This is a genomic window from Catalinimonas alkaloidigena (genome assembly GCF_900100765.1).
Taxonomy (GTDB): domain Bacteria; phylum Bacteroidota; class Bacteroidia; order Cytophagales; family Flexibacteraceae; genus Mooreia; species Mooreia alkaloidigena.
In genome coordinates, this window is record NZ_FNFO01000001.1 from 513,861 (window position 1) to 527,898 (window position 14,038).

Here is a 14,038-nt window from a genome sequence, read left to right on the forward strand (position 1 = left end):
GTCAGGCATGTAATTTATCGTATGCTTAGGGGTGTATGGTGTTTCTTTAATTGTATTAATTATACCTTGTGATTGCATTTTCGGCAATAGAATCGAAAAAACTATATCTTTATTAAGAATCAGACTCTATGCTGACTTATATGTGGCTTTAAAGGGATGCAGGAGCTTCAAAATCAAGTAGATAAAGGGATGCTACGTAATAAATAAAGTAGGAAAACACGATATAGAAAATTACCAGCATCAACACGGATTGCCTTTATCCTTTTAAATTTTGTTGATAAATTCATATATAGATTTTTTTTCATATTTACCCATCTCACTTTCCCCCCCTTAAGCCAAATCGCTACTCGTAGAGAATCGGCACATAGCATTACTTTTTGCATCAGCTTTTTGGATGCCGCCTTATACCTTACAGATGCGTGCTCGGAATCGGATCACAATTTTGATGCAGATCTTATTTCAGGGAATTGTGTGGATAATAATGCGCATAGGACAGTAAATCTGCCTGAACGGCTTGAGACAAGGCCCTTTAAGGTGTTTCTACTTATTTAGTCTCAAAAGTTCGGTCGTTTTTCTTACGCCGTTATCAAGGGTTTTTCCCTAACCTTTTGTAAAGAACCTGTCTCCTGTTTGAGGAGGCTCCGTTACGGTTTCGGTGAATGATACCCATCGTTTTAGCTTGCCTAGAAAGCAAAATAGAATTCGACTATTCATTCAGGCTACTACAACGATGGGTATCAAATCGATTTGGAGGCGTAATATTTGGCTGCTTTTACTGAGCTTTTTAGCAAGCCCAGTACTGGCAGTTGACTATTACTCTCAAGGTTCAAATGCATTTAGTGCATTAAGTAACTGGAATACAGCCAGAGACGGCTCGGGCACTTCGCCTCTCGCCGCCGATCTTACCAGTGGCGCTCACCGATTTATTATCGTGGATGGGCACACAATCGTTGCCAATCAGAACCTGAGCATGTTAGGGCTAACCGTTGGGGAAGGCCTAGGGACAGCTACATTCACGATAGGTAACAGTACTACTGCGTTGACCATTGCCCTGGGAGGCAATTTGGTGGTAGGTACGGGCAGTGTGGTGGAGGTGGGCGCTTTCGATGCGACTCATACCCTGACGCTGACAGGAAACTTGCAAAACAGTGGTACCGTCGACCTGTATCGTAGTGTGACGCAGGTGGCAAATATCACCGTGCAGGGCACTTCGTCCATCAGCGGAAATACGCCGCAGTTCAACAACATCACGTTTCAGTCCGGGACAGTGACGGCCAACACCAACCTCGATGTCGAAGGCACCGTGGTGATTGAAGCAGGAGCCACCTTTGCGGATGGCGGCTATACGCACACGGTCAAAAACTGGACGGAAAACGGCTCGGGGCAGCGCACTGGTGTGGGCACCATCGTGATGGATGCATCTGTGAGCATCATCAGCGGTACCTCTACTTTTCACAACCTTACGTTCAACGGCGTCGTTGCCGGGCAGTTTGCAGGCACGACGACCGTTACGGGCAACTTTCTGGCTACGAACAATGCGACGGTCTCCAGCGGTGTCTCAACTTATTTTCAAGGCAACTTTACGGTAGACAGCGGCAGTAAATTTCAGGGAACCACCAACGGTATAGCTTATTTCGACGCAGCGGTCGCTCAAACGCTTACGTTCAACGGCACCGTTACTTTCGACCAGGTGCGCTTTCAGAATGGTGGCACCGCTAATCCGAAGACCGTCGTCGGTAACCTGATTGCCAACGACCTTACCTACGTTTACAGCGGAGCTACCGTGACCGGAAACGGGGCGCACCAACTGGAAGAGATGCGTATCGAAGGTGACTGTAACCTGACCGGTACGCTTACGCTCGTCGGCAACCAGCTCTGGGATGGCATCGACAGCGACTTTACGCTGTTAACCGAACTCATCGTGGCGGGAAACGTGAACATCCGGGCCGGAAACACGTTGCGGGTACGCGAGAATGTGACGATAGAAAGCAATTACCTGGTTATTAACGATGGGGCCTTCCTGATTCAGGAAACAGCCGGGCGTACCCTAACGCTTCGGACCGGTACTAGCCTCTATGCGCGTGGTACAGACAACTTTCCGACGGGATTTACCACGTTTACACCGGAGTACGATTCCTGGGTTCGTTATGACGCCAACATGCCTCAAACCGTACGTGGTGGCTTAACGTACGCCAACCTGTATACGCGTTACGACACAAAAACGGTAGACGGCGCTATCGACGTTAACGGCAGAATGTACCTCTACACCGGGGTCACGCTGAACTTGGGAAGCTACGCGCATACGTTCGAAGGAAATATTGAAAATGCGGGAAGTAATAACTCGATTGTCAGCACGGGTACGGTGACGCTCGATGCTACGGACGCCAATCAGTACATCGGCGATCATGGTAGCGGAACGTACACTTTCCAGAACCTGGCTTTCACGTTGGCTAGCCCCACGGCCATGCGTACAAAGACTTTGTACGGGACCAACTATACTGTCAATGGTAATTTCTCAGCTACCAGCGGAGGAGACGCCAGCAGTTACCTGCGGCTTGACCTCAACAGTGTAACGCTGACCAACGACGGTGGAGACCAGTTTGCCTTGGGCGATAAGGTCGAAGTTCTTACGGATGGCACCAGCACGTTTACAAATTCAGTTGGCTCTTTTTCTACTACATCGCTCCATGTCAACAGCACAGTTTGGTTTAACGGTACGAATCAGACCCTGCCGGGCATTACGTTCGGGAACCTGTACCTGTCGGGGAACGGAAATAAAACCGCTGCCGGCAATCTGGATATCAACGGCGATCTGATCCGGCAAGGAGGAAATGCCATCTTCGAAAATGCTACGTACAACGTAAATGTAGCGGGCGATATGAGCTTGGGTGCAGGCTACATGAATGCCACCGGTAGCTCCAGCACGTTTACCTTCGACGGGACCGATCAGGCCATCAGCTCGGGTACTTTCTACAACATCACCTTTTCTACTGGCGGCAACAAGACAGTTTCCGGCACGACGAATGTGCTGGGCAACATGTCCGTAAACGCAGGTTCTGTCTATTTCAACAATAGCAACATCGTGCTGGAAGGGCACCTGTTGACCCTGAGCGGCAACATGTACCAGACAACTGGAACCACTACGCTGACGGGCGGAAACTATCAGTTTATCGGGATGGGCAGCTCCAGTATTCTGGGAGATTTGACCATTGATAAATCGGCTGGACAGGTAGCGGCCGCCACCAACATCACCATTGAGCGTGATTTCATCATGACGGCCAACCGAGCCGTTTTCAGTTTGAATAGCTTCTTTCTGCGGGTCGGACGGCACTTTGTCTACAACTCAGGGTGTACATTCAACGCGAACTCGGGAACGCTTCACCTGAACGGCTCTGTATTGCAGAACATCAACGTCAACACCTCAGGTCTGGTGCTGAACCACCTGCGGTTCTCAGGTACAGGCGAAAAGCGACTTAACAACAATGATGTCGACATCAACGGCAACGTGATCATCGACGGAGCCCTGTTCAATGCACAAAACCGGAACCTGACCGTAGCCGGAAACTGGACCAATACGGGAACATTCCAATCTACTGCGCGCGTCACCTTCGACAGGGCCGGAAACCAAACCATCAGCGCCTCTACCTTCCACGACCTGTACATCGACGGAAGCGGGACGAAAACCCTGACGGGAAGCATTTCGATGGATGGCCGTATGGAAATCGATAACGGGACTCTTGACGTAAGTGCTTCGAATTACAACATCATTGTCGAAGAGCATTGGTACAATACCGGCGCGGGCTCGTTCACGCCGCGTCAGGGAACGGTAACCTTCGTCGGCAACAGCTCTCGTCTGTATACCGGCGGCACCGGGGCGGGCAAGACGTTCAACCGAGTGGTGGTCAACCTGAGCAGCGGCCAGTACATGGACCTGTACGGAGATCTGCTTACCGCTGGCGACCTGCGCGTTTCGCGCGGTAATTTCCGTACTTACGGATACGACATGTACATCGGGGGAAGCCTGATCAACGACGATACTTTCCAGGCCAACAGCGCTGCCCATGACCTCTTTCTGAATGCTACCAGTGGCGCACGCACCTTCAAACCGGGATCTGGTTCGTATCGCGACATCACCATCAATGCATCGGGGGCTTCTTACAAGCTGACCGGCAACCTGGATCTGTACGGTGGTTATAACCTGGTGCTGGATGCCGGGACGTTTGCCTTGGGGGGCTATACCGTTACGATGCCGGGCACCGGAGGAAACGTAACCGTAAACGCCGGTACTTTTAGCATCGATTCAGCTTCAACCTTGCAAGTGGGCAATGGCGGTACGGTTACCAATGCCGGAGGAACATTCCGAATTGTGGGCGTTGATGGCGACTACGCGACCATGAAAGCCTACAGCGGGACCTATACGTTCGTGCAGACCTCCGGGACATTTCATGCGCGCTATTTCAACATTCAAAACACGCGAGGCAACGGGATTAACCTGCAGGGGGGAAGCCTGGATGCCACCAACTGTTTTGCCGATGGGATCTTTACCGGAGGTACCAACAATGCCTACGCTACCTTAACGGGCATCGACCTGGGAAGCGGGGTTTTTGCTGGAGGAACTTCGTTCGGTGCAGGTCCTACCTACAACATCACCCGGCTTTCGGGTACTGGAGTCATCACTTTCCAGAACGCCGACGGGATCAAAGCCGGAGCGGCTTACGAGCAAGATGGCGGTAACCTGATTGCCTGGGAATTTCCGGATGGCTATTTCTGGGATAACGACAATGGCGACAATAACTGGAACAACGCCCTGAACTGGAGCGGCAACACGTTGCCCGATCTTACCTCCAACGTCTATCTGGAACACACGTATGTAACCGGTGCTTATACCGTAAACGTCAACGCCAATGCCGAGGCCAACCGCCTGGTGCTGGATGCCCAGAGTGGAAGTGCCATCGCGCTCACGTTGAATGGCGCAAACATGACGGTCGATCGCAGTGTGCTCATCAATACGAACACGACGGTTACGCAGACACAAGCTACCGATACCATTCGCGTGGGGGGGAGCTGGACCAACGCAGGTACCTTCAACGAAGGCAATGCGGTGGTTGTGTTTGAAGGGCATTCCGGTTCTGGAACCATCGCCACCAAGGGCACGTCCGATCCGTTCTATCACCTCATCATCAACGCTCCGAGTGCTACTTACACCCTGGAAAGCATTCTGGATATTGACGGGAACATGACGCTGACCGCCGGAACGCTCGACGTCGGCGGCGCCAACTACGCCATTTATGCAGCGGGCAACTGGACGGCACAAGGGGGAACGCTGAACGGCCGCGCCGGAACAGTAACGCTCAACAAAGCGGGCACCAGCTCACAAACCGTTACCGGCGGCAGCTTTAACCATCTTTCGTTCACCAACCCGGCCGGAACAGGTACTGCTACCAAAGTGATTGCAAGCGGGCTTTCTGTACTGGGCAACCTGACCATCGATACCAACACAGGCGTGCAGGGAGGAAGTAACCTGATTCGTGTGGGAGGCCACTGGCGTAACAACGTGGGAGCCAGCGGATTTTCTGCCGGTTCCAGTGCTGTGGTATTCGACGGAAGCAACCAAACCATCGGCAACGGAGGGCAGCCTACCACCTTCAACAATGTGTATTTCCAGGGAAGTGGTAATAAGTCGCTTGCGCTGAACATGAACGTAGGGAGTAACTTCCAGATCACGTCGGTTACTGTAACCGTGGAAGACGGAGTAACCGTCAACGGTACCGGCGCCAACAACAACTTGCAAATGGCGAGTGGATTGTTGCGAATCATGGGGCTGAACGGGTTTCCTCAAAACTTCGAGAATCCATTCCTGAGCGGAGGTCGTGTGGAATACCGCGGGAACATCAACCAGAATGTTTACCCTACAGCGTACTACGATCTCTACCTGTTACGCAACAATGCTGGAAACGTACAAACCAAAACGCTATCAGGTCCGATCACGGTCGCTAACAACCTGGTGGTAAACGATGCAGAAACTACCCTGAATGCCAACGGGCAGACCATTACGCTGGGTAGCGGCTTGTACCTGGCTACGGGTGGGCCGCAGGTGACCTGGAGTGGGGGAACGCTCGTTCACAACGGTGGGAGCTGGAACCTCGATTCCGACATCACGTCGTTCCATCACCTGGTGTTGAGTGGCAGCGGTACAAAGCGCCTTTACAATAACCTGACGATCTCGGGCAACGTTTCGGTGCAGAACGACATTACGCTGCGCATGGACGACTACACCATGACGGCCAGCGGCAGCGGGCAGACGTTCTCGATGTTGAGCAGCAGCTATCTGACCGTCAGCATCCCGACGTCTACAGGGGTTGCTTTCCCTACCAACTTTGCCACGTACGCTTTAGACCCGACCAGCCGTGTAACGCTAAATGGTGCTACGAATCAGACCATTTATACCGTACCTAATTACGGAGAGCTGTACCTGAGCAACTCCGGCAACGCAACGCTGGGCGGTAACTTAGACGTGGAAGGAGACATGGTCATGACGACCGACAACACCACGTTGGTGGATGCAGGGTACAACATGAACCTGGCAGGTAGCCTGAACGATTTCCGGAACTATCCGGCTCCGGGAGGCACGGTTACGTTCGATGGTGCCGATCAGGCGATCCGCAGTACCATTAGTCTTTCGGTCGATCCGTTGAACTTTAACCAGTTGATTTTTGCCGGGACCGGCACCAAAACATTTGGAAATGGCGAAGATGTGATCGACATCAGCGGGAACATGACCGTACAGTCTGGGATTACCGTGACTTCATCGTTGCCCATCTTCTTCTCAGGAGCGCAGTGGCAGAACCTGGGGACTTTTACCCACTCCGGCAGCACGGTTACGTTCGACGCCGCCACCGCGCAGGTAATCAATCCTGGGGTGAACCACACGTTCAATGCCATGACGTTCCAGAACGGGAGCAAAACCATCGTGTTGAACGGCTTGGATGTGAATGGCGATTTCACCATTGCATCCGGGGCACACGTCAACATGAGCGCGCTAACCCACCGCGTTGCCTCTGGACTGGTAACCGTAGCCGGAAGCTGGACTACGTCAACCACCAACTTCTTCTTCGACGGTGGTAACCAAACGTTGCCTGCCTTTACGGCTCTGGACGTGACCATCCAGAACGGAGGTACCAAGACCATGAGCGGTGCTTGGTCGGCCGACGACCTGACCATCGCGTCGGGGGCGCGTCTGGACGTGAGCACTAGCAACTACGGCGTTACGCTGACCGGTTACTTCGATAACCAGGGAACCTTCACCAGCCGTAACGGGACTGTGGCATTTGAGAGCGCGAACACGTCGGCGAAAGTCATCAACATTGGGGGCTCGAACTTCTACAACGTGACGTTCAACCAAAGCCAGACCAACAGCCGCACGTATACGCTGCAAACCAATACCAACATTTACGAGAACCTGATTATTGGGAACGGCGCTACGCTGAAGCTGAACGGAAAACAATTGAACCTAGGCGACAACACCGCCGGCGAAACCTATACGATACAAAGCGGCGGAACACTGGACGTAGACGCCGGGGCAAAGCTTCGGTTCGACACGCGTGGCGGCAATGACCTGATGACCGTAGCGGGTACCCTGCGTGTGGTAGGGACCAGTGGCAACTCAGCCGAAGTAGAACGCATTTACGGAAGCAACTACTACGGTATTGTGGTGAACTCAGGTGCCACCATTCATGCCCGTTACTACCATTTCCATCACCTGGACGACAACGGCCTTCGGGTACAAAACGGCGCCACGATCGATCCTACCAATAACTTCTCGGACGGGGCCTGGTCCGACATGCGTACGGGCGGCAGCGGTGCACGTTACTACCTGCAGGTAGAAGCCTCGTCGGCCGGTTTGCCCGACATCTCGAACGTAACCTTCAACTACGGCGCGACGCCGTCCATCGGACGTGACTACAACGTACGCCGGACCAATGCTGCAACGGGGAATATCACCTTTGCCGGAACCATTTCGGGGATTTTGGCCGGGGCTACGTACGAAGATGACGGCAGCACTAAAATTATCTGGCCAAGTGTTTCGACAGTTACCTGGACGGGTAGTCAGAGCACAGACTGGCATAACCCCAACAACTGGTCACCGGCCACGGTGCCTACCTCAACGATCGATGCCTTCATTCCGCTGGGAAGCCCCAACAACCCGCTGATCAGCACGGGCGATGCGGTATGCCGTAACATGACCATCACCAATGGGGTTGTGGAGCTTACTGCCGGGCGTCAGTTAAATGTAGTGGGAGATATGGTGATCGGTACAGGAGCGAGCAGTGCCATTCTGGCTGTGCTCGCCCCTAGCAGCGGAATTACGGTAGGCGGTAACTGGACACGCGCGGCCAATGCCTCGTTTATACACGGCAACGGTACCGTAACGTTCACTGGAGCCATCAACAACTTTACCCTTACGCCTCGCACGTCGGCCTTCTACAACCTGGTCTTCAACGGCAGTGGTACCTTTACTCTGAGCGGCAGCCAGATCAATGTAGAGGGCAACATGACGCTGTTCGGTGGCACGATCGATCAGGCAACCAACAACTACGTAATCAGCCTGTCGGGTAATTATACGAACAGCGGGGGAACCTTTCTTACGGCCACTACTGGTACGATGACCTTTGTCGGAACCAACCAGGTCGTAACCAACGGGACGTTCAACCGGGTAAGCCTGGCGGGCAACGGCGTGAAGACTACTTCTGGTACGCTGACGGTAAGTAACACCTTCGACATTGCGGCTGGCGATACGCTCCAGGCGGGTGGCCCGGTGAATTTGAGCGGCAACGCTACGATTGCCGCCAACGGTGCTATTCTGGATGGCGGTCAGACGATCTCTTTCAACGGGGCAGCCTGGACTAACGCAGGCTACTACGAAGGAACCGGAACGGTCAACTTCGATCGAGCGGGCAACCAGACCATCGCTGGCGGGATGTTCAACAACCTGACGTTGAGCGGAACTGGTCAGGTCAGCCTCCTGTCGAACATGGCAGTAACCGGCAATGTCACGGTCTACAATTCCATCAATACCCTACGTCTGGAAACGTATCTGATTCAGAACACAGACGGATCGGGTACATTCTACCTGGATGCCAACGAAAGCATGTATGTGCTGGGGAACGATAACTTCCCGGCTGGTTTCTCGACGTACGACCTGCACGACAACAGCTGGGTGCGTTACGAGGGAACCATCGCGCAGCAGATTGCGCCCGTGCGCTACGGTGAGCTGGTGCTGAACAATGCCACGACCAAAACGCTGAAAGGAGACATCATCATCGACAGCCGTCTGTATGTCAACGATGCGACGCTTGATGCCAGCACGAACAGCTACAAGATCACGATCTACAACCACTGGGTAAACAACGGCACAGGTACGTTTGTCGCGCGCGCTGGTGAAGTGGTTTTTGCTGGAGGTCTGTCCAGCCAGTATTTCTACACCAATACGTCGGGTAGCAACGATTTCTACCGCCTCACGGTCAATAAGACCGCTGGCACGCAAGTGTATCCGGCCGACAACGATACCATCGTCGTGAAGCAGGATTTGCAGGTGCAGAGTGGTATCATGAACGCCAACAACCGCGTGATCAACGTGCAGGGAGACCTGAACGTCACGTCGGGCGATGTAGCCACGAACGGAACGTACTACTTCAACAAGGCCTCGGGTAGCGCAACGCTGCGGACCAACAACGCGGTCTTCAACACCATGGAGTTTGCCGGGGGGGCTACGTACACCGTACAGGATGCATTGACCCTGAATGGCAGCTACACATTGGGTGCGGGCGTGACTTTTGACGGAAATGGCAAAGCGGTGACCTTGGGCGATAACATCTATGATCAGATCGTGATCAACGGTGATTTCCGGGTTGGTGCCGGGGGAACGCTGTATCTGGGGAACGACGTCACCTTGACGGTAAACAGTGGTGGTACTTTCCGTGCCGTAGGTACAGGGAGCCAACCCGTTACGGTAACGTCCCGTAATACTACGAACTACAACTTCACGGTATTCGGTACGATTCATGCCCAGTACTATACGTTCGAAAAGATGGCCTCGAACGGCATTTACGTAGCCGCTGGTGCTACCATCGATCCGACGAACAACTTCAGCAACGGAACCTTTACAAACGGCCAGAATGGCGGAACCCTACTGCGGGTTCACAACAATCAGATCCTGACAGGCAGCAACCGCATCGAAAACGTGGTGTTCCCGTCCAATCCGGGTGGTGGCGCCTACAACGTCTCGAAAGGTGTAAACAGCGGGCAGATCGAGTTTTACAGTGCGGCAGGGGCTTTTGCGGGTGCCGGCTACGAAAACGACCCGTATGATCTGATCGAATGGACGGGTATTACAACCATTACCTGGACAGGAGCCACGAACAGTGAGTGGGCCTTGGCCAGCAACTGGTCGACCAACACCATTCCTACGTCGGGCGACGACGTCATCATCACCTCGGGGCCGGTCAATCAGCCTGTCATCTCGGGAACACCGGCACTGGCCCGGACCATCGATCTGCAAAGTGGTGCGTTCCTACGGGTCAACAGTGCTTCGAGCGACGCCGACCTGACGGTCGCCAGCGACCTGACATTTGCCGGTAACCTGCAGCTGATGTCGGCTGACGACAGCATCGTGGTGCGAGGAAACTTCACGGAAAGCGGTGGCTCGTTCAACAACGGGGGAGGAATAGTAACGGTTGCGCCTGTAAGCGGATCGGCTACGATCACGACCGGCTCGCCGTTCTACAAACTGACCATCGCCGGAAGCGGCACCGTGTTGGCAGGCAACGCCCTGACCATCTCCAACGACCTGACGATCAAATCGGGTGCGATCTTCGACGTCTCGGCGCAGAATTACCAGCTTTCGATTGCGGGCAACTACACCAACCAAGGTTCGTTTGTATCGCGCAGCGGAACGCTTCTGATGAATGCGACCGGGGGGACTCGTACAATCCGGAGCGGTGGCTCTTCTTTATATCGACTGACAGTTATGTCGTCGGCCACCTACCAGCTGCTCGATGCGGTTACCGTGAGCAATCGCCTGGAGCACAACACCGGAACCTTCCGCCTCAACGGCAATACGCTGTCGGTTTCCGGCCAGTTGAATGTGCATAGCGGAACCTTCGCCGTTGGTGCACTCGGAACGCTTCGGATGGGAAATAATGCCGCGATCAACGTCAATTCTGGCGCAACGTTCAGCATGGTGGGGAACAGCGCTAGCCAACTGGCAACGGTCACCAGCACAGGCACCACTCGGTACGCGTTCAACATCAACTCGGGTGCTACACTGGCGGCGCGCTACTACAGCGTGAACTACATCAACAGCACCGGGTTGCGTGTGTACAGTGGTGCCACCATCGACGGCACAAACAACCTTTCGTACGGTACGTTCTCGAACGGCGCTACGAGTGGGCGTTATCTGTGGCTGGAAAACAACTTTGCTGACTTTGTCGCAACCGAGGTTACCTTTAACGCAGGGGCTTCTTACAACGTGCGCCGGGTATCAGGCACGGGGGTGATTACCTTCTTCGATGCTGCCGGTGTGTTGTCAGGCTATCTTTACGAGCAGGACGATAACTATCCGAACTCCGGACGCATTCGCTGGACTTCTACTGTCGCGACGGTAGTCTGGAATGGCCTGGGTGGCGACAATAACTGGCACAACCCCGCCAACTGGGACATCGGTACGGTACCGACCATTACGCACAACGTGGTGATTCCTTCATCGCACCTGGTGAATGTGTATCAGCAGAATGCGTTTGCGAACAACGTACAGATTGCCAGTGCAACGACACTGACGTTCCAGAGCGGATGGGGCTTGTCGGTAGAAGAGTCGATCGAAAACGCCGGTACCATCACCATCAACGCGGGGTCCAACTCGATCCTGTCGATGGGTGAAACCTGGACAAATACGGGTACTTTCAACTACACCAACGCGGGTACGATCCAACTGACGGCTGCCACAGGCGACTTCCTGATTACCAACGGGGCGAATCCGCTGTACAATATGACCATCAACAGCGCAGCCCCAGGAACGGCTACCTATACGTTGGTGGACTCGTTGGTACTGGCTGGTAACCTGACGGTGACGGATGGAACGCTGGCGACGGACGGTAACAAGATGCATGTGCGGGGCAACTGGACCATTGCCACCAACGGTGAGTTTGCTCACGGCGACGGCGTGGTAGAGTTCGATGGCCCCGGTGCTCAGGCAATTACGTTCAGTGGTTTGGGAAGCTTCTACGACGTAGAATTCGATAGCACAGGTGCCAAAACGCTGGGCTCGAATCTGACGGTATTGCGCGACCTGACCATTCATCCGACAAGTTCCCTCAATGCTTCTTCGTACACCCTGTCGGTGGCCGGAAACTGGGACAACACCGGAGCCTTTACACCTGGCACGAGCACGGTTGTGTTGAATGGCGCTACGCCACAAGCGGTAAGTCGCTTCGGTGGGGAGTCGTTCAACAACCTGCAGATTAACAATACCGCCGGCACAGGACCGCAAATCCTCCTGGGAAGCGCCATCGCGGTCAGCGGGACGATGACGTTCACCGACGGCATAGTGCAGTCTTCGGCTGCCAATATGGTGAGCTTTGGTGCTGCCGCTACAGTTGCTTCGGCCACCGAGGGTAGCTACATCAGCGGCCCGGCACGGAAGGCCGGCAGCAGCGACTTTACGTTCCCGGTTGGAAACGATACACTGTTTGCACCCATTGGCATCTCAGGTCTGACGGGCAGCAGCACGTTCACGGCCGAATACTTCGACGATCCATACGATCCGAATGGCCCACGTGAGACAACCCTGAAGGCGACTAGCCAGACCGAGTACTGGGATCTGACCCGTAACAGTGGATCGGCCGCCGCCTATGTCACCCTTCACTGGCGTGACGGCGCGCACAGCACCATCGAAAGCATGCAGGCGTTGGTAGTTGCACACCACAGCGGTACGCAGTGGGAAGACTTCGGCGGAACTACTTCGGGTTCTGTAGCCCAGGGATCAGTCACGTCTACGTCGCGCCTGACGTCGTTCAGCCCGATCACATTCGGCTCTACCAACTGGTACCTGAACCCGCTGCCGGTAGAACTGGTCGCCTTCGGTGCCGCCTGGGAAAAAGGCACGCACAATGCTGTAGTAAGTTGGAAAACCGTTTCCGAAACGAACAATGCAGGCTTTGAACTGGAGCGCTCGTTGAACGGCGACGATTGGACGGTCATCACCTTCGTGGAAGGACACGGTACGACCAATCTGCCACAACAGTACGGCCATGTAGATGTCGACGTGCAAGGGGCACCGGTGTATTACCGACTGCGCCAGATTGACCTGGACGGAGCCGTCCACCTGTCGGATGTGGTGGTGCTGGAAGCGCCGACTCCCACAGGGCTGTGGCTTGTGCAGACTTACCCGAATCCTTTCCGCGACGCTTTCCAAGTGAAAGTCCAGACGGAAGAGCGCGGTACGCTTAAAATGCAATTGCTGAACCTGTACGGTACGGTGCTTCACGTGTGGGAAGCGCCTGTCAAAGCGGGTCAGAATCAGGTCGAAGTGGATCAGTTGGCACACTTGCCGGCCGGTATTTACTTGCTGACGGTAGAGCAGAACGGTCGCAAGCAGACCCTGCGCATGATCAAGCAATAATACGTTGCGAGTATAGTTTAGTTTTTTGTTGAATAGTCGAAAGCTGCGGCACCGGGTTTACCTGGCGTCGCAGCTTTTTTTATGACGGATCTTGCACGGCGACGACTTGATTTACAGGAGCTTACTGCGGGAAAAAGCCGATTGTACGACCGAACGATTCATGAAATCCCGCCCCATTTCCTACGTCTGGATCACGGGTAGTAAATAGACGCGTGGCGAAAATGTACTTTCTCTGATTTCAAAGCGAAGGGGTTTTATTTGCCAATAAGCGTGGTAAAAATGTAGTCGAACAAGAGTGATGCGCACGCGTGGTCGCCATGCCGGAACGTCTGGCGCAGAATCCCGTCGGATTTTGCCGCAAAC

General features: G+C 54.1%; 1 protein-coding gene. It reads left to right on the forward strand.

All coding sequences use genetic code 11. The features are described from left to right. The first annotated feature begins 1,039 nt into the window (after window positions 1–1,039). A complete protein-coding gene (locus BLR44_RS01940) occupies window positions 1,040–13,675 on the forward strand; it encodes a T9SS type A sorting domain-containing protein (RefSeq protein WP_089678378.1) in 12,636 nt (4,211 codons plus the stop codon). The last annotated feature ends 363 nt before the right edge of the window (window positions 13,676–14,038 follow it).